General features: G+C 60.3%; 27 protein-coding genes. 15 read left to right on the forward strand and 12 right to left on the reverse strand.

Annotation, left to right across the window (positions count from 1 at the left end; translation table 11 throughout):
• Positions 1–74 precede the first annotated feature (74 nt).
• Entirely contained in the window at positions 75–392 is a 318-nt protein-coding gene (locus tag NW830_RS04380; protein WP_414360649.1) for a DUF3067 family protein, read from the forward strand.
• A gap of 29 nt (positions 393–421) precedes the next feature.
• Here NW830_RS04380 and NW830_RS04385 read toward each other — a convergent pair whose 3' ends face one another.
• The 3 genes from NW830_RS04385 to NW830_RS04395 form a co-directional block, all read right to left on the reverse strand.
• A complete protein-coding gene (locus NW830_RS04385; protein ID WP_414360646.1) occupies positions 422–1,663 on the reverse strand; it encodes an ATP-binding protein in 1,242 nt (413 codons plus the stop codon).
• 61 nt (positions 1,664–1,724) lie between these two features.
• On the reverse strand, positions 1,725–2,042 hold the full coding sequence (locus NW830_RS04390) for a hypothetical protein (protein WP_414334789.1): 318 nt from the start codon (positions 2,040–2,042) through the stop codon (positions 1,725–1,727).
• Positions 2,043–2,079: 37 nt separating this feature from the next.
• On the reverse strand, positions 2,080–3,951 hold the full coding sequence (locus tag NW830_RS04395) for an FAD-dependent oxidoreductase (protein WP_414360644.1): 1,872 nt from the start codon (positions 3,949–3,951) through the stop codon (positions 2,080–2,082).
• A gap of 72 nt (positions 3,952–4,023) precedes the next feature.
• Here NW830_RS04395 and metG point away from each other — a divergent pair, with 72 nt between their 5' ends.
• Positions 4,024–5,580, forward strand: a complete 1,557-nt coding sequence (gene metG / locus NW830_RS04400; RefSeq protein ID WP_414360641.1) for a methionine--tRNA ligase — start codon at positions 4,024–4,026, stop codon at positions 5,578–5,580.
• A 161-nt stretch (positions 5,581–5,741) separates the two neighbouring features.
• Here the strand turns inward: metG and NW830_RS04405 are convergent, their stop codons facing one another.
• Both NW830_RS04405 and NW830_RS04410 read right to left on the reverse strand, forming a co-directional pair.
• On the reverse strand, positions 5,742–6,239 hold the full coding sequence (locus NW830_RS04405) for a hypothetical protein (RefSeq protein ID WP_414360638.1): 498 nt from the start codon (positions 6,237–6,239) through the stop codon (positions 5,742–5,744).
• Positions 6,236–6,607 (reverse strand): YtxH domain-containing protein, encoded by a 372-nt coding sequence (locus tag NW830_RS04410; protein ID WP_414360635.1) that lies wholly within the window; start codon positions 6,605–6,607, stop codon positions 6,236–6,238. The genes NW830_RS04405 and NW830_RS04410 overlap by 4 nt, the downstream gene beginning before the upstream one ends.
• A gap of 148 nt (positions 6,608–6,755) precedes the next feature.
• Between NW830_RS04410 and deoC the strand changes: the two genes are divergently transcribed.
• From deoC to rpaB, 3 genes are all read left to right on the forward strand, one after another.
• Entirely contained in the window at positions 6,756–7,457 is a 702-nt protein-coding gene (gene deoC / locus NW830_RS04415; RefSeq protein ID WP_414360633.1) for a deoxyribose-phosphate aldolase, read from the forward strand.
• The gene (recO, locus tag NW830_RS04420) at positions 7,454–8,314 is read left to right on the forward strand and encodes a DNA repair protein RecO (RefSeq protein ID WP_414360630.1); all 861 of its coding nucleotides are present in this window, start codon (positions 7,454–7,456) and stop codon (positions 8,312–8,314) included. Before deoC ends, recO begins: the two co-directional genes overlap by 4 nt.
• 408 nt (positions 8,315–8,722) lie before the next feature.
• Entirely contained in the window at positions 8,723–9,463 is a 741-nt protein-coding gene (gene rpaB, locus NW830_RS04425; protein ID WP_414360628.1) for a response regulator transcription factor RpaB, read from the forward strand.
• On the opposite strand, the gene NW830_RS04430 is transcribed toward rpaB, so the two are convergent.
• From NW830_RS04430 to NW830_RS04440, 3 genes are all read right to left on the reverse strand, one after another.
• Positions 9,460–11,235 (reverse strand): tetratricopeptide repeat protein, encoded by a 1,776-nt coding sequence (locus NW830_RS04430; protein ID WP_414360626.1) that lies wholly within the window; start codon positions 11,233–11,235, stop codon positions 9,460–9,462. The genes rpaB and NW830_RS04430 overlap by 4 nt on opposite strands.
• A 141-nt stretch (positions 11,236–11,376) precedes the next feature.
• Positions 11,377–11,577, reverse strand: a complete 201-nt coding sequence (locus NW830_RS04435) for a DUF2811 domain-containing protein (RefSeq protein WP_414360623.1) — start codon at positions 11,575–11,577, stop codon at positions 11,377–11,379.
• 591 nt (positions 11,578–12,168) lie between these two features.
• Positions 12,169–12,843: a RibD family protein gene (locus tag NW830_RS04440; RefSeq protein WP_414360621.1), complete on the reverse strand. Its 675-nt coding sequence runs from the start codon at positions 12,841–12,843 to the stop codon at positions 12,169–12,171.
• Positions 12,844–12,917: 74 nt separating this feature from the next.
• Here NW830_RS04440 and NW830_RS04445 point away from each other — a divergent pair, with 74 nt between their 5' ends.
• A complete protein-coding gene (locus NW830_RS04445; RefSeq protein ID WP_414360619.1) occupies positions 12,918–13,313 on the forward strand; it encodes a hypothetical protein in 396 nt (131 codons plus the stop codon).
• A gap of 224 nt (positions 13,314–13,537) precedes the next feature.
• A complete protein-coding gene (clpS, locus tag NW830_RS04450) occupies positions 13,538–13,849 on the forward strand; it encodes an ATP-dependent Clp protease adapter ClpS (RefSeq protein WP_414360618.1) in 312 nt (103 codons plus the stop codon).
• Here clpS and cobT read toward each other — a convergent pair.
• The gene (cobT, locus tag NW830_RS04455) at positions 13,798–14,955 is read right to left on the reverse strand and encodes a nicotinate mononucleotide-dependent phosphoribosyltransferase CobT (RefSeq protein WP_414360616.1); all 1,158 of its coding nucleotides are present in this window, start codon (positions 14,953–14,955) and stop codon (positions 13,798–13,800) included. The genes clpS and cobT overlap by 52 nt on opposite strands.
• Before the next feature lie 125 nt (positions 14,956–15,080).
• On the opposite strand from cobT, the gene NW830_RS04460 reads away from it, so the two are divergent.
• From NW830_RS04460 to NW830_RS04480, 5 genes are all read left to right on the forward strand, one after another.
• The gene (locus NW830_RS04460) at positions 15,081–15,404 is read left to right on the forward strand and encodes a DUF1825 family protein (RefSeq protein ID WP_414360810.1); all 324 of its coding nucleotides are present in this window, start codon (positions 15,081–15,083) and stop codon (positions 15,402–15,404) included.
• Between the two features lie 31 nt (positions 15,405–15,435).
• Positions 15,436–15,885: a Fur family transcriptional regulator gene (locus NW830_RS04465; RefSeq protein ID WP_414360614.1), complete on the forward strand. Its 450-nt coding sequence runs from the start codon at positions 15,436–15,438 to the stop codon at positions 15,883–15,885.
• Entirely contained in the window at positions 15,882–16,385 is a 504-nt protein-coding gene (locus NW830_RS04470; protein WP_414360613.1) for an AbrB family transcriptional regulator, read from the forward strand. Before NW830_RS04465 ends, NW830_RS04470 begins: the two co-directional genes overlap by 4 nt.
• Before the next feature lie 70 nt (positions 16,386–16,455).
• On the forward strand, positions 16,456–17,151 hold the full coding sequence (locus NW830_RS04475; protein ID WP_414360611.1) for a chorismate pyruvate-lyase family protein: 696 nt from the start codon (positions 16,456–16,458) through the stop codon (positions 17,149–17,151).
• A gap of 558 nt (positions 17,152–17,709) precedes the next feature.
• The gene (locus tag NW830_RS04480; RefSeq protein WP_414360609.1) at positions 17,710–19,113 is read left to right on the forward strand and encodes a serine/threonine protein kinase; all 1,404 of its coding nucleotides are present in this window, start codon (positions 17,710–17,712) and stop codon (positions 19,111–19,113) included.
• On the opposite strand, the gene NW830_RS04485 is transcribed toward NW830_RS04480, so the two are convergent.
• Both NW830_RS04485 and NW830_RS04490 read right to left on the reverse strand, forming a co-directional pair.
• Positions 19,105–19,416: a hypothetical protein gene (locus NW830_RS04485; RefSeq protein ID WP_414360608.1), complete on the reverse strand. Its 312-nt coding sequence runs from the start codon at positions 19,414–19,416 to the stop codon at positions 19,105–19,107. The genes NW830_RS04480 and NW830_RS04485 overlap by 9 nt on opposite strands.
• A gap of 125 nt (positions 19,417–19,541) precedes the next feature.
• Positions 19,542–19,829: a hypothetical protein gene (locus tag NW830_RS04490; protein ID WP_414360605.1), complete on the reverse strand. Its 288-nt coding sequence runs from the start codon at positions 19,827–19,829 to the stop codon at positions 19,542–19,544.
• 305 nt (positions 19,830–20,134) lie between these two features.
• Between NW830_RS04490 and NW830_RS04495 the strand changes: the two genes are divergently transcribed.
• The 3 genes from NW830_RS04495 to NW830_RS04505 are packed head-to-tail and all read left to right on the forward strand — an operon-like array spanning position 20,135 to position 22,181.
• Entirely contained in the window at positions 20,135–20,464 is a 330-nt protein-coding gene (locus NW830_RS04495; protein WP_414360602.1) for a phasin family protein, read from the forward strand.
• 41 nt (positions 20,465–20,505) lie between these two features.
• Positions 20,506–21,108, forward strand: a complete 603-nt coding sequence (leuD, locus tag NW830_RS04500) for a 3-isopropylmalate dehydratase small subunit (protein ID WP_414360600.1) — start codon at positions 20,506–20,508, stop codon at positions 21,106–21,108.
• The gene (locus NW830_RS04505; protein ID WP_414360598.1) at positions 21,105–22,181 is read left to right on the forward strand and encodes an SAM-dependent methyltransferase; all 1,077 of its coding nucleotides are present in this window, start codon (positions 21,105–21,107) and stop codon (positions 22,179–22,181) included. The genes leuD and NW830_RS04505 overlap by 4 nt, the downstream gene beginning before the upstream one ends.
• Here NW830_RS04505 and NW830_RS04510 read toward each other — a convergent pair.
• Positions 22,163–22,351 (reverse strand): hypothetical protein, encoded by a 189-nt coding sequence (locus tag NW830_RS04510; RefSeq protein ID WP_414360596.1) that lies wholly within the window; start codon positions 22,349–22,351, stop codon positions 22,163–22,165. The two genes, NW830_RS04505 and NW830_RS04510, sit on opposite strands and share 19 nt — an antisense overlap.
• Between the last annotated feature and the right edge of the window lie 10 nt (positions 22,352–22,361).

Here is a 22,361-nt window from a genome sequence, read left to right on the forward strand (position 1 = left end):
TTAAGAAATGCAAAGCTAGGAGCAACCCAAGGCAAGAGGTTTGCCTGGGATCGTCAACCGCCTCCAGGCTGACTATGACGGGAGCTGACTTGCAAGCTTTGCTGCGGGAGAAGTGGGGCTGCTCCTACGACGTGCAACTGCGCCGCAGGGGGGACAAGGTGGTTCTGTTGGTGATGTGGCGCTACCTGGAGCAGCCCTCTTTCCCTTTGAGTGAAGCCGAGTATCTGGCTCGCCTAGAGTCGGTCATGGCCCATCTGCAGGCGTGGGGGGTATGGGAGACGGTGCAGCGAGAAATTGAAGCTACCCGACAGAAACCCCGCGTAGGCAAAGCGGTGGTCATTCCTTTGAATTTGCAAGGGGTGGGAGAGCGCGCCTCCGAGTGGCTACTGTAGTCCTCCTTGCCCCTAGAAAAATCCGCTGGCTATCCACCTTCCACCAGGCCGGCCTGCAGGGCCTGCAAAAACTGGCGGGCGGCGCGACCGGAAAAGCCATTTTGCTGTTGCGCCCAGAGGAGGGCTTGGCGGCGCAAGGTCTCTAAAGGTTGAGGGAGACCCAGCCGCTGCGCCAAGTGTTCTACTGTAGCCAGGTAGTCAGCTTGGCTAAAAGGGGTAAAGGTAAGGGTAAGGCCAAAGCGATCCCGCAGCGACAGCTTCTCCTGCACCGTATCCCAGGCGTGCACCTCTTGCTCCTGGGGAGGGGGGCGATCGCCAAAAAACTCGCGGATAAGATGGCGGCGGTTGCTGGTGGCATAGAGACGCACGTTGGGCGGCGGTGGGAGGAGATCCCCTTCCAGCAGCACTTTGAGCTGCTTAAACTCGGTCTCGTCGGCCTCAAAGGAGAGATCGTCCACAAAGAGAACAAAGGGCAGCATCTGCTGTCCCAGCTCTGCCAAGATCTGCGGCAATTGAGCCAAATCTGCTCGTCGCAGCTCCAAAAGGCGCAGCCCCTGGGGGCCGTAGCGCCGCAACAACGCTTTCACGAGGGAAGACTTGCCGGTGCCCCGCGCCCCGTAAAGCAGCACATGCAGCGCCGGCTCCCCCCGCAGGAGGGCTTCGGTGTTAGCGGCCAACTGCCGTTTCTGCCGTTCGTAGCCGTAGATCTCCTCCCAGTCGGGCAGATCGGGAGTGGGGATCCCTTCTAGCCCTGCCGGCCCCCAGCGAAACGCCCAATAGCGACCATAGAGCCCCACTCCCCCTTGGCGGTAGTGGGCAATTAAGGCCTCCAGGCTCTGGCCCCAATCGGCAAAAGGGCGGGGATCCCAGCCAGAGCTGCTGGGGTTTTCATCCGGCCAGGGGATCCCCAAGCCCAGCGCCTGCATCTGCTCAGCAATGGTCTCCTGGCTATCGGCCAGGATCTGCAGGCAGCGGAGATCGTGGCGGGCCGCTTGCAAAAGGGGTGCCGGGATCCCTTGGGGTTGCAGCGCCGCCCGCGAGAAGGGGTTATCGGCCCAGCGGATTTCCTGGATTAGCCACTCCCGCCAGCTCAAGCCCTGCCGGGCCAAAAGCTCAAACCAGCGCCCGTAGGCTCTCCAGCAGGGCAGGGGATCCCCGCTCATCAACTGCTGGATGAGCTCCTGCCAGGCCAGGGCCAGGGGATGGGCGCAGATTTCCCGAAACACCAGCAGCTTAGCCGCCGCTTCCGCCGCTTCTTCTAAGGGAGTCATCGCTCTAGGTACGGCTCTTAGCATTGTCTACTCTCCCAGAGGGAGAGAGGCCGGCGTTGGGTTAGCGAGCATTGTCCCGCCGGCCTAGCTCATAGAGGCCACCGCCAACACAGGCAATAAGGCCCCAGGAGACGGCCCAGCTTTTGCCCAACGAGATCTCGGTGAAAGCCACCACCACCGCTGCTGCCAACAGGAAAGGGATGACGCTGAGCAAAGAGGCCAGAGCCCCACTGGGATCCCAGGACAACTGCTTTTCCCAACCCTCCTGCAGGCGGCGGTGCAATGGCGACAACCCCCACATCAACCCCAGGCTCCAGAGGGCTGTGGCCGCCCACAACGAAGGGCGGATCGCCTCCAGTCCCCCAAATTCAACCCCCATAGCCTCCATGGCCAGCTCCCAACCCTGCCTTTCTAGGCTAGCGGGATTGGGCCCAGTCGGTGGCAGTAATGGTGGTGCCAGGAAATTGAATGGGATTGCCCAAGCTCTGGATCTGGGCTTGGAGAGCGGGCAATAGCTGCAAGTCCAGCAGCGGCTCCCGCAGGATCTCCGCCGGGATCAGATCCCGCTCCAGGGCAAAGTGGGCCGTGTGACCCGCTGCCGTGCCAATGGCCCATTCCACAGGATGCACCCGGTAAGAGGCGCTGGCAATGCGGCTGGTGGCGATGTTCTTGCTGCCAGCTAGAAGATTGTCAATGCGCTGGGGGATCAGGGCCCGCAGCGGGATCTGGTAGGGGTAGGTAGGGGCTTGGGCATCTTGGTTGTGGCTGGGGGGCAGCGAAAAATCGGGCAGCAGGCACTCGTGAAAATCAATAGGGTACTGCCCCACCCCCACCGAATCGTAGAAGATGAAGGGGCGCCCGCGGTTTAGCTCCGATTCCCGCGTGGTGATATCCGACTCGTAGATGGTGAACCCCTCCGGGTAGGCAAGGCTGGGTCGCCCAACGATGCGCCGCGACTCGCGGATGTAGGGGTACTTGGAGAGACCACTGGCAGTTCCCATCGGGCTATTGGGCCCTTTGAGGTAGCGGTAGCGCAGGTAAAAGTCCTTTTGAAAGTCAGGATCCGCCTGCTGCAGGAGAAAATCCGTCCGCCCCGCCACCAACCAGTAGAAGAAGCCTTTAGCATGTTGCTCAGCCCGCCGCAGCGCCTCTACCCGCAAGCCCCCCATCCAGCCGCCGGGATCCAGTTGCCCTGAGGCTTGCAATTGCTCGTGGGTGAGGATGAGGTTGATCTCCGGCCCAGTGATGCGCCAGTCGTTGCCCCAGGTCCAGTTCTGCAGGGATTGATCCCCCACCCGGATGGCCTCTTCCCCAAAGCCAAATACCTGTCCCCGGATGCGGCGGTAGGTGAAGACCAGAGCAAAGTTAAAGCGCGGCTGTTCAAAGCTGTAGTAGGGGCCGTGCAGCGGGTCGTTGTAGAACTCCGGCTTGATGGGCACCTGCGGCACAGCGGAGCGCTCGATAACAAAGGTGTAGGTAAACCCCTGGGTGCAGTAGGGATCCCTGTAGGGCTTGGAGCTGGGCTCCCAGCGGCTTTTCCCATCCGTGCCAAGGCGGTAGGGCACCCGCGCCAGGGGCAACAGCTCGCCGGTTTCGGTAGCATCGATAACTACCCAAGGTAGGGTTTTGCCCTGCCGCTGCGGCGGCGGCTCAAAGCGCAGGATCTCTTTGTCCCAGTCTGCGGTGGGCTCTAGGCGGTAAAAATCCAGCAAGTAGGTGGAGAGATCCCCCCGATTCTCCGGGTGGACGCCGGCGTGTTTGGGAATATTGCGGATGGCCTGCACACTGCGGATTTGGTAGTTCTCAATCTCCACGTCCTTGACCACCGTCTCGGTAAACAGCCGCAACTGCCCCGACTGCAGGTAGGGATCCAACATCTCTCGGATGACCTGGTGGCCCACCTGGGGCGAGAAGCAGAGCACACTCACCCAGCACTTGCCGGGATTGGGATCACCGCCGTACTTTTCCCGCACCCGGCGGCGAAACTCTCTATAGCCCTGGGGAAAGATCTCGTTTTCCCGCTGCAAGGGCCGCTCATCCAAAGCCGAGACCCCCTGGGCGCTCACCTGGCCGCCAATCCAGTCGGTTATTTCGGTCATGCACACCTGTCGCCCCAAGCGCAGGGCATCGTAGGCCGCCGCCACCCCCCCCAGCCCGCCCCCAGCGATGAGGATCTCGCAAGGGATGCGGGTCTCGGGCAGAGGCTGGGCCAGAGCCGCCCCGGCGCCCAAGATCCCGGCCCCCAGGACACCGCAGCCCCATCCCTTTAGGTTGAATGCCAGCTTCATCCCTGCCCCGTAACTCGGCCTGCCGGGACTTTCCGGCAACTTTTATCATGGGGGAAAGCGCTGCAACTGCTCATGCCGGATTCCACCTTCGTCATCACCACACCCATCTACTACGTCAACGCTGCCCCCCACATCGGCAGCGCCTACACCACCATGGCGGCGGATGCCATCGCCCGTTACCACCGCCTGCGGGGCAAGGATGTGCTGATGGTAACGGGAACTGACGAGCACGGCCAGAAGATCCAGCGCACCGCCGAAGAGCGCGGCCTTCCGCCGCAGCAGCACTGTGACGAGATTGCCGCCCAGTTTGTGGAGCTTTGGCGGTTGCTGGATATCCGCTACGACCGCTTTATCCGCACCACTGACCCTCGCCACAAAGCCATTGTGCGGGAGTTTTTTCAGCGGGTTTGGGATCGGGGAGATATTTTCGTTGGCCGCCAGCAGGGCTGGTACTGCGTTGCCTGCGAGGAGTTCAAGGACGAGTCAGAGCTCCTAGAAGGCGGGTTTTGCCCCCTTCACCCCAACAAGAAAGTGGAGTGGAAAGACGAAGAAAACTACTTTTTTCGCCTCTCTCGCTACCAGGAAAAACTGGAAGCCCTCTATGCGGAGCACCCGGAGTTCATTCAACCGGAAAGCCGCCGCAATGAGGTCATGAACTTTGTGAAGCAGGGCCTGCGGGACTTTTCCATCTCTCGCCCCAGCGTCTCCTGGGGGATTCCCTTCCCGGCGGATCCCAGCCAAACCCTTTACGTTTGGTTTGATGCCCTCATTAACTACATCAGCGCCGCCTTGGATCCTAACGACGAGCCCACCCTGGAGAACGCCCTGCGCCGCTACTGGCCTGCCGATGTGCATCTAGTAGGTAAGGACATCGTCCGTTTTCATGCCATCTACTGGCCGGCCATGCTCATGTCGGCAGGGCTGCCGCTGCCTAAGCAAATCTTTGGCCACGGCTTTCTCACCAAAGATGGCCTCAAGATGGGCAAAAGCCTCGGCAACACGCTGGATCCCTTTGAGCTGGTGCAGCGATACGGCGCCGATGCTGTGCGCTACTATTTCTTGACCGAAATTGAGCTGGGCAAGGATGGCGACTTTAGTGAGGGCCGCTTCATTGAGGTTCTCAACGCTGACCTCGCCAACGACCTGGGGAACCTGCTCAACCGCACCCTCAGTATGCTCAAAAAATACCAGCCCGACTACCGCATTCCCCAGGTGCAGATCGCAGCGGATCACCCCCTCAAAACCCTGGTCGAGCGCCTAGCCCCGGCGGTGGCCGACGCCTACGAGCGGCTGGATCCCAGCTCCGCTGCCCGCAAAGCCCTCAGCTTGGCCCAGGCCAGCAACAAATACCTCGACGAGCAGGCTCCCTGGACGCTGCACAAACAGGGGCAAAGCCAGCAGGTAGCGGAGATTCTCTATGCCGTCTTAGAAAGCGTGCGCTGGGTGGCAGTAGCCCTTTCGCCCATCATTCCTAACCTTAGCCTCAAGATCCTGCAGCAACTAGGGTTCTCCCTCACCGACATCACCCAACTGCGCTGGGATCCCGATGCCAGCTGGGGCCAGCTTCCCCCCGGTCAAGAACCCCAACCCCCCACGCCTGTTTTTCAGAAACTCCTCAGGAGTGCATGACATACTTCCGCTAACGCCTAGAGTGTAGGCTTCTCGCTGCCACGGAGGTGGTTCCTCCACGAGTAGACAGGGGATGCCCCCCTCCGCAGCCAAGGCCTACCTATCCCATCTTCGTGGCGCTAATACAGGGCAGGGCTTATTTACCCCCGCACCCCCCTCAGCTAAGAGTTGGTAGCCTTTGCCTGGGAAGGTTGGGCAGGAGTTGCCTTGTCGGCAAAAGGACGGCCACCCCCCACGGAGAAGGGAGACACCCGAGCCGAGTGCAAGCGAGGGTTGCCCCCACCGGCAGGGGGAGCCCCACTGGCAAGGGTCTGCCAGGCTGCCCGTACTCCCGCCCAAAAACTGCGAACATTGACTTGGGCACCCTGGGCCTGGGCACGGGCTCCTTCCAAGGAGCGGCTAACCTGTTTTACCACTTGACCCGCCCCTTTCACCCCTTCGTCAAGGCTGTCGGCAATCTCACTAACTTCCAGGCTAGTCAGGCGCAGAGCCTCTAGGGTGGGCGGCAACTCCCGTAGCAGCGTGTCGAAAAAGCGCTCCACACTCTGGGCCGCTCGACCCAGTTGAATAACGGCAGGCAGCAGGGTCAGGATTACCGCCAAAATGGCCACTGCCACCAAACCAACCGAGAGGCCAAGCCAAAAGACCGGATCGCTCATCCTGCTGTCTCCTCCCCATTTTGGGCTTCCAGATCATTTTCCTCCCCCCCGACGGGACGCGAGTTTTGGGCTTGGAGCAGCTCCTTCCGCTTCTGCAACATCGCCTCTTTCCCCACTGCCACCGCCTGCTGTAGCCGCAGCAGGGCCTCATCCAAACTGCGTTGAGCGGCGTCGAACAACTTTTCGGATTGATACTGCAGGCTGCTAGCTACATCTTCTGCCACTTCTGGCAGGGCCTCTGCCGATTTTTTCAACAGTCGCCGCGTCTCCCGTCCGCTGCGGGGGGCCAGGAGCAAGCCAATGACTGTGCCCACTGCCGTTCCCACCAACAGCCCGCCAATAAACGCGCCAGTCCGGTTTCTCCCCATGCCTTCCCAAGGTTGAAAATGGCCCCCCAACCAGGGTATCAAGATGTTGCCCTGCTCGGCCCCCAAAAAGGACCACCTGGTCCTGAATTGGCCGAGTCCTGGCTGGGCTGGGGGGGCTAGAGTAGAAATGGTGCTGTCTACCTAACCTATGGTCTCTTTGGAGCCCCAAGGTCTAGCAAAAGGGCCGATTAACCTGGCAGAGTACATTGACCACACGCTGCTGCTGCCCATGGTTACCCCGGAGGAAATTGAGGAGGGGTGCGAAATTGCCCTGCGCTACGGCTTCCCTACCTTTTGTGTGCCTCCCTGCTACGTGCGGCGGGTGGTTGAGCGGCTGCACGGGTCGCCAGTACGGGTGAGCACCGTGGTGGGGTTTCCCTTGGGGACCAACACAGCGGAGGTCAAACTCTACGAAGCTCAACTGGCCGTGGAGCAGGGCTGCCAGGAGCTGGATGTTCGCATTAACCTCGCCTGGCTTAAGGCGGGGGATCTGGATCGCCTCCACGCCGAGATTGCTGAGATTGTGGAGGAGACGGGGGTTTGCGTCAAAGCCATTTTGGAGACAGCCCAGCTTACTGACGAGGAAAAAAAGCTGGCTGCCGAGATCTGCATGGATGCGGGAGCTGCCTTTTTGATGACCTCCACTGGCTGGATGGGAGGGGCAACCTTGGCAGATGTGCAACTGCTGGCCCAGCTTAGCCGGGGTCGGGTGGGGGTAAAAGCTTCGGGCGGCATTCGCACGCTGGCCCAGGCGGAAGCAATGATTGCAGCAGGGGCTACTCGGATTGGCACCTCTTGGGGGTTAGAGCTGATGCAAGAGCTGCGGGCAAGGGAGGCTGGCAGAGCATGAGCGGGCGAACCTACCGGGTTACCGGCATCAATCTCAAAGGCATTCCCCTGGGGGAGTCGGATCGGGTGGTGACCATCCTCACTCGCGAGCAGGGATTGCTGCGGGCAGTAGCCAAGGGATCCCGCAAGCCGTCTTCCAAGTGGGGAGGGCGACTGGAGCCCTTTGTAGTTAACGACCTGCTGCTTGCCCGAGGACGGTGGTCGGCCCAAACGGATCCCTCCCAGTGCCTGCAGCGTATTGTTCAGGCAGAAACCCTGCAGAGTTTTCCCCGTCTAGGCCGCAGCTTGGCCCACCTCACGGCAGCCCAGTACCTGGCAGAGGTGGCTTTGCTCCTGGCCCTGCCAGATCAGGCTCAGGAAGAGCTGTTTGTGCTCCTAGTAGAACACTTGCAGCGCATTGAGCAGGCTCCTGCAGCAGAGGCGGTTTTGCCGCTCCTTGTCCATGGCCTCTATCACCTTTTGGCTGTGGGGGGGGTTGCCCCCTCGGTACAGGCCTGCTACTCCTGTGGGAGAGAGTTAGTGGGCGAGGTTTTCTTCTGTCCCCAGGGGGGCGGCCTGCTCTGCGATCCCTGCCGGATGGCACAGCGGCCCAACCCCCTTGCCGCCGTCTCCAGTTCTGTCCTGCAGGTCCTGGGATTCCTGCCTGGCCCCACCTTGCCCCCCTTGGCTAACAAAACGCCGCCTTTGACGGCTTGGCGGGGGGCAGAGCGCCTGTTGCGCCGAATTTTGGAGCAGCATGCGGAGCGAGAAATCCGGTCTGCCCGCCTGCTGGCTGGCTGCTCCCCTGCAGACGAGCAGGGATCCCCAGTTGCTCCAGCTTTTTCTGAGGCCAATCCCAAACAATTGGCGACCTCTTGAAAAAGTTGTGAAGGTATGTGTCAAGTTGGGCAAATGGCTGCAAAATAGAGCTTCAAGGTGGCTAGGCAGCCGCTTCTAGATGATACATTAAGTGCTAGAAAGTAAATTCCTTGTAAGGGCTTCTCAGCTTTGGCCGCGGTCAACCGCGAGGGTTTGCAGAGAAGACGGCAGCTAAAGGCAAGGGAAGCCAGTGCTTTTAAGAGCTGTTGCCAAGTAGGCCTTCTGCGTTCCTTGGCTGGAGGTGGGTTCTTGGGCCACAGTTTTCTAAGCACGAGTTTGGCGGCGTTTCCGTAGGAAGGCCGAGTCGGTTACCAGGAAGCGAAATGTGCCTTGGCCACCTGCCCTTTAGCGGCAGGAGGAGCTCTTCTTAACTTCTCCAAGCATAGTGAGTACAGGAGTTGCAGCACCGTGGAAGCCCAGCGTAAAGAACGGATTCTCGTGGTTGATGATGAAGCTAGCATCCGCCGCATCTTGGAAACTCGCCTCTCGATGATTGGGTACGAGGTGGTTACCGCAGCCGACGGCGAGGAGGCGCTGCAGGTCTTCCGCAAGCAGAATCCTGACCTGGTGGTGCTGGATGTCATGATGCCAAAGCTGGATGGCTACGGGGTCTGCCAGGAGTTGCGCAAAGAATCCGACATCCCAATCATCATGCTTACAGCCTTGGGGGATGTGGCCGACCGCATTACTGGGTTGGAGCTGGGGGCGGATGACTACGTGGTCAAGCCCTTTTCCCCCAAGGAGCTGGAGGCCCGCATTCGCTCGGTGCTGCGGCGGGTGGCACGCTCTAGCCATGAGGGGATCCCCAGCTCCGGGATTATCCAGGTGGGGGATCTTTGCATTGACACCAACAAGCGCCAAGTCTACAAGCGGGGCGAGCGCATCCGCCTGACAGGAATGGAGTTTAGTTTACTGGAGCTATTGGTTAGCCGCTCTGGGGAGCCGTTTTCCCGCGCCGAGATCCTGCAAGAGGTATGGGGCTATACACCAGAGCGCCATGTGGATACACGGGTGGTGGACGTTCACATTTCGCGGCTACGGGCCAAGTTGGAGGATGACCCGAGCAATCCTGAGCTTATCCTAACAGCCCGCGGCACTGGCTACCTGTTTCAGCGCATTGTGCCAAAAGGCGAAAAAGGAGAGGGTTAGGAAGGGATCCCTGCCAATTTCTCCTCCAGCGCCCTTCGCATCTGCCGCAGAGGGCCAACCCAGTCGCCAGGGGCTTCTTGGCGGAATAGGCGCATCACACCAGGGTACCAGGGGCTATCCTGGCGGTGCAGCAACCAGCGCCAATCGGCCGCAAAGGGCAGTAGCACCCACACCGGCTTGCCCAGGGCTCCAGCTAAGTGAGCAACGGCGGTATCGACGCTAATTACTAGATCCAACTGGGCAACTGCCCTGGCAGTATCGACAAAGTTGCGGAAACGGGATCCCAGCTCCACCACCTGGTGCTGCTTTAGCAGGGGTTCCACCTGGCTTAGCTCTTCCCCCACCTGTAGGCTAACCCACTGCACCTGGGGCAGATCAAGGTGCTCAAGGAAGAGGTGGAGAGGACAGCTTTTTAACCTCCACACCCGGTTGAGGGCAGGGTCGCTGCGGCGGCCACTGGCCCACACCAAACCCACCTTCATCTCCTTTTGAGGAACTTTGGGCCATGCTTCTGGCCAGGCAGAGCCCTCTTGGGGACAGACCAGGTAGGGGAGACGGGCAGGGATTGTTTCTAGCGTGGTGCCCAGGCGGTGGGGCAGGCTGAGCAACGGCAGGTGCCAGTCAAAGGGAGGTAGGGGATCCGTATCCGAGATAACCTGTACCTGAGGAAAGGAGGCCCGCAGCAACTCGACTAGGGAGGGGGGGCAGCGGAAGTAGAGGGAGGCCTGCGGATGGGCCGCGGCCAGAAGGGGCAGGTAGCGCACAAACTGAAGGGTGTCCCCCAACCCTTGTTCGGCGTAAATGAGCAGAGTCTGCTGGCCCAAGGGGGATCCCGTCCACAAGGGCGAAGGGAAGCGGGGATAGGCTGCCCCCTGGCGCTGCAGCCGCCATTCGTACTCCCGCCATCCCTCCTCATAGCGGCCCAGGGTAAGCAGGGCCGTGCCCAGGTTGTAGTGGATCTCTGGCCAGTCAGGGGCCAGTTGCAAGCCCCGCCGGTAGGACTCAAGGGCGGCCTCGAGGCAGTTCTGTTCCTGCAGGACCGTGCCCAAGTTGTTGTGGGGCTGAGCATCCTTTGGCAGCAGGGGGATGGCCTGTCGGAGGCAGTCGGCGGCCTCCTCCAGGCGGTCTTGCAGGTGGAGGCAGTGGGCGAGGTTGACAAGGATCCGCCCCTCCTGGGGTAGGAAGGCAAGGGCTTGGCGAAACCAGCCTTCCGCTTCCTCCAGCTGGTTATCGAACATCAGAGCATTGCCCAGGGCGGCCAGAGCGTAGGGCTGGGGAGGTTGGGCTGCTGCAGCTTGGCGCAGCACCGCAATGGCCCGCTGCCGTTGCCCCAGCGCCAGCCAACAACTGCCCAGCCGGAACAGCAGTTGCCCATTGCCAGGGGCAAAGGCTAACCCCTCTTGGTAGGCGTGCACTGCCTCCTCCAGGTGGCCCAGCAGCATCCACGCATCACCCAACTCCTGCCAGGCAGGCACCCAGTCCTTCCGCAGGTGCACAGCCAGTTGCAAGGGGGTCAAGGCTTGACAGGGATCCCCCATCTGGAGGTAGAGAGACCCTAGCAGCGCTTGGGCGGCAGCCAGGTGCGGATGGGTGCGGGTGAGCTGTTGACAAAGGCGCAGTGCCGCCCCCAGATCCCCTGCTTGTCGGTAGCGCTCGGCTACAGCCAGCGCCGCCTCCGGCGAGGGGAAGGAGGAGCGAGTGGCTCCCTGCCCTGCGGCCCGGGGCCTAGCCGCCTGCCGATTGCCTTTCCCTTGACCAAAACCCTGGGGCACGGTTTTTCCCTTGTGGGTCCTTTTTGCCCTGCCTGCGGCTTTGGGGCAGCAGCAGGGCACCTTCCTACTTGTAGGTTAACAGGACGCTCCCAAAGCCCTAAGCTGGCCTTCGGCTAGCTGTGGGGCTTGCTTTTGAAGGGCCTAGTTGCGGCGAAAGAGGCTGTCTAGGTAAATGCGCGCAGCCCGTCGATCCCCATCTCCGCTTTGGAGCAAGAACAACGAGAGGGCTGCCGTTACAACCCGGTCTTGGTCCCAGTCGGGATGACGAGAGAGGTAGTTTTTGAGGGTGTCATGGAGCTCCTTGGGGATTTCGCTCAAAATGCTGACGGTGGGAGAATCCATAGCCCAACCACCTACCTGGGATTAATACTCAAACAGTCGAAACAGAAAGATTCTAGGCCCTCGGCCAAAGCCCAGCTGGCCCAGGAAGAAAGCCCACCCGCTGACCCAGTCCTCTAACTGGGGCCCATCAGGGATCGCTTTGGCCTCACAGGAAAGGGTGTAAAAGGGCTGGCCTGTCAGCTGCCTGCAAGCAGCTAGCCACTCCCTGGTCTCTCTCAAGCAGGAGAAGGACAAGGGGGACGCAATTGTCTCTGAGGAGAAGGGCTGGGGAAATCTCCCCCTCACCTCAGGTGGGGTTATTTTGCCCTCTGTCCTGGGGGGAATGTCAATCCTGGGCAAGAGTATCCAGGGGAACTTAAGCCCTCCCTTGGCCTTGATGGCATCGGAAAAAGCGACGCGATCCCGTTACGTTTCTCAGGGTGTAGTCACCTGAACCTTACTGGTGGCCACTTTTCCACAGAACCCTTCGAGGCGGCCTCCAGAGCGAAAGACCTTGTGGAAAACAGCCCGCCTACCTGTGGAAAGACTGGGGAAAACCTGTGGATTTTTGGGAAATCTCAGTTTTCTAAAAAATTTTCCTCGAGTCCTCCCCTAGGGCCACTCAACTCGATAGTGCAAAAACAGCTCTTGGGAACCGCGGCGGCACTCGAGCAGCTCCAGGCGCGGCGGGGATCCCTGCAGTTGCCAGCCCTCGATGCTAGCTGGGGCAGCGGGGTAGCCACTCAGTAGCAGCGGCGCCAGCGTCACCCACAGCTCATCCAAAGCTTGCGCCTGCAAAAACGCCCCCAAAAGCCGCCCCCCGCCCAATAGGCCTACCTGGTCGATCCCCCGCTGCCGCAGGCGAGCTAGGCGAGCAGTCAAATCCCAATCCGAGGCCACCCAGATCTCGGCAAAACCGGGCCGTCCCTGCCACCGGCGGGATCCTGCCGGCGTTGTCCATAGCCAGCGGGTAAGGGGCTGGCGAAAAAAGGGCAGCTCTTCCGGAATCTCGCCGCTGCCGGAACAAATAATTGTCAGGGGCTGGGGGGGGAGACCCCGCGCCATTCGGCTTTGGATAAGCTCCGGATCCCGCAGGCGGAGACTGGTGCCGTAAGCCCGCAGCGTGGCCGCCCCCATGATTAAAGCCTGTTGCCGAGCAGCTTGGGTTTCCAGATGCCGCTGGTCTTCAGAGCTAAGGAAGTGGGGCCTTTGCCCGCGGTGGGCAGCAAGCTTGCCATCGAGACTCTGGGCCAAGATGGCCACCAAGTGGGGACGAGGCGCTTTCAAAGGCAAATCTCTTGCAACCGACCAGGATAGACTTAGGGATAGCCAGTGCCCCAGCTCCAGCGTCGTTTGAAGGGATGCTAGGAACCCTCCAGTCCTCCACCATCCGCATCGAGGTTGAGGCCCGTTCCTCGACGCTGCAGCGCTGCCTCACGGAAGTGGAGCTGTTGCGGCAGTGGATCTGGCCACAACAACTGCAGGGATCCCTACCTGCCCAGCTACAACAGGGCAGCACCTTTGCCGTCCACTGGGGCCCTATCTCCATCCTGCACCAGGTGGAAACCCTGTTGCCCCGGCGGCTGCGGCTACTGATGTGGGGTGGTGCCGATGGCTACTGTGACTGGCTATGGGGGAATGGGTGGGTACAGTTGCGGGTAGAGGCCATCTCGCTCCTGCCCTTGGGCTTGGGCCAATTGCTGATGCTGCGGCAACTGCAGCAGTTTGCCCAAAGCCAAGAACGACGACCCTCCTAGGGACTTTTCGTAGCTTCTAGCAGCGCTAAACCTTGGCATGCTTCCGCAATCGCCCCAGCTAGGAACTGGTACGGGAATCCGCAGGCAGGCCCAGGCTGACCCTAGCCACAAAACTGGCTAAAAATAGCTAGTAGTGGTCGGACGGCCTTCACAGCTTGGCTTAAGTTGTGGAAAGGCCGCTGCCGGAAGTTGGGTCTTAGAGGTTGTTTCGCTCCTAAGCTGCTATGACCGCGATCACGGAAACTCCAACCCGGACTCTGCAGCAGTTGGCCTCAGTTACAACGCGGGTTCGCAAACCCTACCCCAACTATAAGGTGATTGTCCTGGACGACGACTTCAACACCTTCCAGCACGTTACTGAATGCTTGCTCAAGTACATCCCCGGCATGACTTTGCCCTTGGCGCGACAACTGACAATGCAGGTGGACAGGGAGGGCCAGGCAGTTGTCTGGGTCGGTCCGCAAGAGCAAGCAGAGCTCTACCATCAGCAGTTGCTGCGGGAAGGCCTGACGATGGCCCCGCTGGAACCAGCCTGAAGTACGAGCTGCTCGTAGCTGCGCTCAACAGCGGCCAATAGCTCTGCCTGGCCCCAGCCAGCATACAGGCTACTGGCAATGGCTAGCCCGCCGGCTCCTACTCCCTCTTTGACATAGCCTTGCTCATAGGCTTGCAGGGAGGGGTAGCGGCTCTGGGCCAAGCTCAGTTGGGTGGCCAAGAGACAAACATTGCCCAACATTTCCGCCAGGCCTACCGTGTTGCCTGAGGGATCCTCTGCTACCCAGCGGGTGGTGCCCACCACCACGTTCTCTGGCGGCCAGAGGATCCCTTGCTCTTCTCCCCAGCGCCGCATGAGGGCCAGCACCGCTAGCATTTGCGTTCCTCCCGCCAGCAGCACCGGCCCCCGCTGGGCTGCTGCCATGGCCAGCCCAGCTACAAAGGGTTGCACGGGATCCCCTACGGTAGCCACTACCTCTGGCGCGGTCGCGGTGGAGGGGAGATTCTTCAAACCTCGCTGGGCCAAGGCTAGCTTCTGGGTGTGGTTACAGACCGGATGGCTGCTGTTGACCATGCCGTCTGCCTGCCAGCCTAGCCCCAGCAACACCGCCAGTGCCGTCGTGGTACCACCCGCCACGCATTCTCCGACGACGCAGTAGCTGGCTTCCAGTTGGGATCCCCGCTCATACCCCTCCCGCCACAAGGCTCTCACCTGTTCTAGGGACAACGCCTGGCCGGTGCTCAGGCAGCGGGCTGGCCCGCCAGAAGGCACTTTTTCTGCTCCTGGCAAAGGCTCCAGAAGGCCACAGTCGAACACGCCGCAGGGGATCCCCAGCTCGCTTAAGACAGCCCGGCTGATGACCACCGGCGAGGGATAGCCCTCGGGCGAGGTAGGCAAGCGCTGAGAACGGCCGGTTAGCAGCACCTCCCCGTCCGCCAAGGCTGTGTAGCGCCGTAGGGAGGGCGTGGCGCCAGCAGCGGAAATACCTGGAATGAGAGCTGTTTCGGTAAACCCTAGGCAGGCCAGAAACAGAGGTCGGGATCCCTGTACCCGTTGGCACCACTGTTGGGCCAAAGCGGGCTGAGTGTAAGCCGCAATGCAGGGAGGCAGGAGCATAGCTGACAGGCTAAGATCTCGGGTCTTCATCTTCTAGTAAGTCACCTAAATCAATCCCCTCAGGACGGGATCCCGTCAGCACCGCCTGCATTCTCCAACGCCATCGGATAGGATAGATATATCGAATGTCGTTTGTTGGGGGCAAGGGGAAAGCCATGAGCTTTTTCGACTCGGAGATTGTCCAGGAAGAGGCAAGGCAACTGTTTCAGGATTTCCAAAACCTGATGCGACTGGGTGAGCGCTACGGTCAATTTGACCGGGAAGGCAAAAAAATCTTTATCCAGCACATGGAAGAATTGCTGGAGCGTCAGCGCATTTTCATGAAGAGGCTGGAGCTCTCCGACGATTTTATGGCCCAACTGACTATTAAGCAATTGCAAACTCAACTGGGGATGTTTGGGCTTTCTCTGAGCCAAATGTTTGACCAAATGCAGCAGACCCTAGAGCGCATGAAAGCTGAGGCTGACGCTGAGCACTAACTCTCACAGTAACCCCCAAGGGAAAAGGCTCATGTCCTCCTCCCGCCAGACTCGCAACCAAAAATTGATCCTGGAAGTGCTGGAGCAGAGCGAACGGCCTCTAGCGGCTCAGGAGATTTTCCTGAAGCTGCGCAACGCCAACCACACGGTAGGCTTAGCCACTGTCTACCGGGTTTTGGAGGCCCTCCGCAACGAGGGCAGGGTCCAGGCCGTCCACCTGGGGGATCAGCAAACCTACTACCAGGTGCTGCCCAGCAACGGCCACAGTCGCCATCACCTGATCTGCACCGAATGTCGGCGGGTGGTGCCTTTGCCAGATTGTCCGGTGGGGGATCTGGAGGAGCAGCTGGCCAGCCGCTACCAATTTGTAATCGAGTACCATGTGCTTGACTTCTACGGCGTCTGCGCCGAATGCCGTGGAGGAAGCAGGCCCAACCCTAATTGCCAGTCATCCTATTGCCTTGAGGCCAAGCCACAATGATGAACTATCTCTGGACAGTGTTGATTGGGTTGGCAGGCGCCTTGATTGCCGTCAAGCTAAGGCTGCCAGCCGGGGCTTTAGTAGGCTCGATGGTGGCAGTAGGCTTGGTCAATGTTTGGGGGGCAATCCCGATTCCCACTCCCCCCTCTGGGATCCGCTTTGTCATGCAGGTGGTCCTGGGTATTCTCCTAGGCAGCAAGCTCACCGCTGAGACATTCCTGGCCCTCAAGGATCTGTGGCGGCCAGCCCTGCTGTGTACGGTGATTGCGGTGAGTACTGGCGTTCTCTCAGGGTTTTTGATCTCTCGCTGGTTGGGGATCGAGCGCCTGACTGCCATCTTGGGTACGGCCCCAGGGGGCATCTCCGATATGAGCTTGATCGCCCTGGACATGGGAGCCCAAACTAGCACAGTGGTGGTTATGCATCTGGCCCGCCTGATCAGCGTCATTGTGGTCGTCCCCTGGGTGGTGCGGCTGCTGATCCAGCCGGGCACGAGCTAGAGAAGTTTGCCGCGAGGGGGAGTGGGTTAGACTAGGTGTCGATACAGAACTTAACAACTGCACTGCTATCTTGGAACTTTTCCCCTCTCTATCCCTCGGCCATGCCTTTGGGGCGGCACCTCCCAAGAGCTCAGCTGGCTCTGCGGAGGAGGGTTTCCTAGGCAATGTTCCCTCGGGTCAAGCCGAGTGGTGGCCGCTGCGGTTGCAGTGGCAGGGGGAAGCCGACCCCCTTCACCCTGAGCTGATGCAGGTGGATCCCGTGTTGCGGCTGTTGCTGCTGGGGGATGGCTTGACCACTCGCAATCTGGCCACTCTAACCCTGGAACCCATTCAGGCCCAGCTGTTGGATACAGCCCAGGTCGAGCTGCTGGCCGAGCAAAGCACCGTCCCCAAGTCCATGCCTCAACTGGCTAAGGATCTGGCGCGGCTGGGATCCCCCTTGATGCGGCGGCGGGTTTGTCTGTGGGGGGCGGCCTCGCAACGGCCTTTGCTGTATGCCACCTCTTGGTGGAATCCTGCCCATCTGGCCCAGTACTTGCCCCATCCTGATCTGCCCATTGGTCAAAACCTAATCCAAGAAAAACTGGAGACCTTTCGCGAGTTGGGGCGGCTCTACTACGGCGAAGCCGAGCCCATTGCCCGGCTTCTCAACTGCCCCGGCCCTTTTTGGGCTAGGCACTATCTCCTGTTACACCGGGGCCAGCCTTTGACGGTCATTTACGAGGTCTTTTCCTCCCGCCTAGGGGCCAAAGTCCTGCCTGGCTAGACGCCGGCGTTCTTTGCTGCCGTTGGCTGATGGCAGGCGAGTTGGGGTGGCCGAGAAACTCATTTTGCTGGCCACATCCAAACCTTGGGCCGGGCTGAGGACCCAAACTTGCCAAACAGAGAGCAGCCCCCCTCCAGCCGGCACTCAAGAGAGCAAGCCAAGCAGTAGAGGTCACAGCCGGCTGCGGCAAGGGGGAGGGCTGGGATCTGGCCGTTGCTGAGGGACGTGGTATCTCACTGGGCCAATTGCCGCAACCCTTCGGGGAAGTCGGCAGGCAGACGGCACCCGCCGGCGGCAAGCGGCTTTGATCTCCTCTAGGCTGGCTTGGGGAGAAAGCCCTGGTAGTAGGTGGGGAAACAGGCGGAGGGGCCAGGGGAGACTCGGTAGAGAACCAGGGATCCCTCGCCAGCATATCCTGCCCGTTTTGGGAAAGCTGTTGGATAGGCTTTCCAGGAATCCCATTGATTCTGTCTCCCAGAACAAATTTCTGACCCCGAGGGGATCCCTGTCCTAGAGCTACTATGGAGCTGAGCAAACGGGGTGCTTGAGCGAGGAGAGATGGCTTCAGAGCGTCCAGTTTGGCGGCAGCGGTATCAACTCGAGCGGCGGCTGAGCAAGCGTAGCGGTAGACACACCTACCTAGCGCGGGATCTCCTCACCTCAGAACCGGTTGTCATCAAGCTAATCCTATTCGGGCCGGATTTCAACTGGGCCGACCTGAAGCTGTTTGAGCGAGAAGCCCAGATCCTGCAAACTCTCTCCCACCCGGCCATTCCCCAGTACCGCGATTGCTTTGAAATTGCCCTGAAAGGGGGGCGCGGCCTGGCGCTGGTTCAAAGCTACATCGATGCCCCCTCGTTGCAGGAGTGGATAGAGCGAGGGCGACGTTTTGCCGAGCCAGAAGTGCGCGACTTGGCGCAAAAGCTGCTGCGCATCCTCATCTACCTCCACGAGCTCCATCCGCCGGTTATCCACCGAGATCTCAAGCCCAGCAACATTCTGTTGGCAGCCGACGGGCAGGTGTACCTGGTGGATTTTGGCTCGGTGCAGGCGGCTGCGCCGCGGGAGCAGGGATCCTACACCGTGGTGGGGAGCTACGGCTACATGCCCCTAGAGCAATTTGGCGGCAGAACTGTGCCTGCCTCCGATCTCTACAGCCTAGGCGCCACGCTGATTCACCTGCTGACAGGCCAGCATCCGGCGGACTTGCCGCAGGTGGGATCCCGGATTGGGTTCGAGCAAGCGGTGCAACTGAGCCCGGCCTTTCGCGACTGGCTGCGCTGGCTGACAGAGCCCTTAGTGGCGGATCGCCCCACTTCCGCCCGGCAGGCCCTGGCGGCACTGGAGCAGTTGGATCGCCACCCCCTGCCGGTTCCTTCAACAGCAGCCGCGGTTCCCCGCCGAAAGCCGGCAGGCAGCCGGATTCAACTGTACAAGTCCGAGCAGATCTTTCTGGTAGTGATCCCGGCCCAACGATCCGGTGCCTTGGCTTCGTTGCCTTTCGCCATTACTTGGAACTCCTTCATGGCCTTTTTCACGATCATGTCGGTTTGGTATGCTCCTTTTCCGGGCAATCTGATGGTTGGCCTGTTCACGCTGCCCTTCTGGATGGTGGGGTTGGCAGTGATGCGCGGGATCCTCTACGGGTTATTCGGCAAGGCCTACCTGCATATTGACAAAGAACGGATCAGCTTAGCCCACGAGCTGTTTGGCCTACGTTTTCATCCAGTTCCCCCTAGTTTACGACGGGATATTGACCGGCTGGAGTTGATCCCGCGCCATACCAAACGGGATTCCGATGGGGATCGCGGGGAGGTGAGCCCACGGTTGAACATCTGGGCGGGCATCCGCAAGTACGAGCTAACGGGTCTGCAGGAGCCAGAGCTGGAATGGCTGGCCTCGGAGCTGAGCCGTTGGCTCAAGATCCCGATTGAGCGGCGGGAAGGGCAGTCCTCAATCTAGGTAAGCGCTCAGCTCCTGCTCCAAGGTGGGCAACTCCACCTCTCCCCGCTCCAGCTCCTCCAGATCTTGCAGTTGTCTACGCAGGCGGGCAATCCGCTCCCGTAGATACTCTTTGATGCCCTTAGCCCCCAGGCTAAGGCAACTGCGGCAGATCTCGCCATAGATTTGGCCGCGGTCGTTGTAGACCACCGCCAGCAGCACCTGCTGCCCCTTTTTCTGGATCGGGGTGGCCCATCCGCCGCAGATAATGCAGGGCACGCGGCCATTGCCCGCGTAAATGCTGCGTTCCCAGACAACTCTCACGCTCGGCCTCACTGCAACTGTTGCCCACCAGCATAAGAACCCAGGGGGATCCCTTGCCACCCCAAACCCCAGAGCACTGGCCACCTCCCCTCTCCCTCAGGGAGAGGGGCTGGAGGTGGGGGTGGCTAAGCGTTGGGTTGGCTGGGCCGGGAGCGGTCAATGGTGCGGTAGGTGAGGCTGGCTGCTACCTCTAGAGCCTTGGCAGCGTCGCGGAAATAAAACCCCAACTCCTCATCCCTCTCAGTGCGGTTGGGCTTGTTGAGCTTGGCCTTGAACTGCACATTGCAGTACATGGCCAACCCCACCAAAACCTCCGACAAACCATGCTGGTTAATGAGCCGTTCCAGATCTGTAAGCAGACTTTTGATCAGGGCATCAGCTACCGGTTCTGGCAAACTCTCCAGATCGTGCATGGGGTTTCCTCGGCAAACAAGAAGACTTGGGATCCCGGCTTTCCTAACTCCTAATCTTCCCGCATCTTTTGGGGAATGCCCAACTCTGTTGCTAGCACTTTGGCGTTTTCCCTATCCCCGAGGGCAGGCGCTCCGCGCTGCCAGTGGCAGAAACCCCTGGGCCGGCACCCCATAGGGGTTGAAACTGACCCCTCTTCGAGGGGGTGGAGCTCATTTGTTATGATGGCAGAGGCCGCCCTAAGAGAGGGGGCTAGAAAGGTCATGGGGGACAGTCCTGTTGGTCAAGTGGTCTCTGGAGGGCAGCATTGGAAAACAATAGTATCCTACGTCAGCTCTTACTGATGGGTGTTGGCACCACGACTTTGTTGGCAGAGCAGTTAAAGAAAGCTGCCGATGAGCTGGTGCAAAAAGGGCAGCTTAGCTCAGAAGAGGCATCCAATCTCCTCAACAGCCTGCTCAACCAGGTAAAAACTGAACAGAGCAACTTGGAATCCTACGTGCAGCGGCAGGTGCGCAACGTTTTGCAGGATTTGGGCGTGCCTCGCCAGTCGGAAATGGATGAGCTGCGCGGGCGGCTGGATCGCCTGGAGCGACAGGTGCGCAACTTGGAGAACCAAGTTTACCGCCGCTTTTAGCCCATCTCTGGACGGAGGGTGAAGTTTCGCCAGGGGTTTGCATGGCAAGCGAAGTTTTAAGTATTACAGGTCGAGGGATCCCACTGGTAGGCAATGACATTGACACGGACCGGATTATCCCAGCCCGCTTCCTAAGATGCGTTACCTTTGAGGGCTTGGGCCAACACGTGTTTGCCGACGACCGCGCCCAAGCTGCCGGCCAGCACCCCTTTGACCTGCCTCAGTACCAGGGGGCAGAGATCTTGCTGGTCAACGCTAACTTTGGCTGTGGCTCCAGCCGGGAACATGCCCCCCAGGCCCTGGCCAAGTGGGGGATCCGCGCCCTCATTGGCGAAAGCTTTGCCGAGATCTTTTTCGGCAACTGTCTAAGTTTGGGGATCCCCTGTGTAACAGCACCTGCGAGCGTAATCCACACTCTCCAGGAGGCAGTGGTCAGAAACCCGCAGCTCCAGTTAACGCTGGATCTGCTCAACAAACAGGTGCGTTGGGAGGACAAGGCCGCTGCTGTTGAAATCCCGCAGGGGGCCTGGCAGATGCTGGTGCAGGGGACGTGGGATGCCACCGGACAGTTGCTGGCCGCCCGGGATCGGATTCAAGAGGTGGCTGCTTCTTTGCCCTATCTGCGATGGCAGCGGGTCAAGTGAGCAGGTTGCTTCCCCCTGCTACTCACCTGTGGCTGGGCAGCGCCGACCCCAACTTTCTGGATCTGGCAAGGCGGGAAATTGCGGCGGCGGATCCCGAGGCCGTCCTTCAGCCCTTGCCAGAGGCACCTGGCCTTGTGTGGGTGTGCAGTCAGCGTTCCTTTGCCGACCTTGCCCAGGCCTGGCAGGCCAACCCCCCTATTTTTTTGCGCCACATCTGCCCCATCCAGCGGGAGTTTCAGCTGGACGAGGGATCCCTAGCGCAACTCTGTCTAGACGAAGAGCTGTTGGCGGCCATCGACCCTGCCCTCAGCTTTTCTGTGCAGACGCGCCTATTTGGCAAGCTCAACGTCAAGCCCTTTCAAGTCAACGCCGCCCTAGCAGCCCAGGTGGCGGCAGCAGTGGGGGCGCCGCTGCAGGTCAGGGATCCCCAACAGGTGATCTCGGTGGTGATCCTGGCCAACCCGACAGGGATCCGAGCTTGGCTGGGCCTGTCGCGGGCAGCGCAAAACCTCTCCACGTGGGCCGGCGGCATTCACCGCTTCCGCCGCGATCCCAGTCAGATTAGCCGCTCTGAGTTCAAGTTGCTAGAAGCCATCCAGGTGTTTCGCATCCCTTTGCACCCAGGAGGGCAGGCCCTAGATCTGGGGGCAGCGCCGGGGGGCTGGTCGCGCATTTTGCGCCTGCATGGCCAGCAGGTGACGGCCGTGGATCCGGCAGAGCTGGACAAGCGTCTCCGCTCCGATGCCGGCATTTGTCACCACCGCCTCAGCGCCCAAGCCTATCTGGCTCGCTGCGCGGGGCGGTTTCACCTCATTCTCAACGACATGCGCATGGATGGCCGCGCCTCTGCCCATTTGATGGTGGCTTTTGCCCCTTATCTGGAGCCGCAGGGGGCAGCCGTGATGACCCTAAAACTCCCCCGCCGCTCCCGCCTGCGGGTGCTGCAGCAAACGCTGGACATTTTGGGCAAGGCTTTTTCCGTGGTGAGAGCCCGCCACCTATTCCACAACCGCAGCGAGGTTACCCTCTACCTGCAAAAAGAGATCCCCGCCCCTTACTCTTCCACCACCTGAATTTCTCGGCGCAGCACCTTCTCGCGAATGGACTCCAGCAAGTTCATCTCTTCCGGGGAGATTTTGCCATCGGCCCGGATGGCGGCGATGATTTGATCCACCTCGCTGCGGGTTAGCTTCTTATCTTCCAGAGCCCGCTCCACCAGCACTTGCAGTTGGGAAAACTCCATAAGACCACTG

Source organism: Synechococcus sp. OH30, from assembly GCF_047462175.1.
Lineage (GTDB): Bacteria > Cyanobacteriota > Cyanobacteriia > Thermostichales > Thermostichaceae > Thermostichus.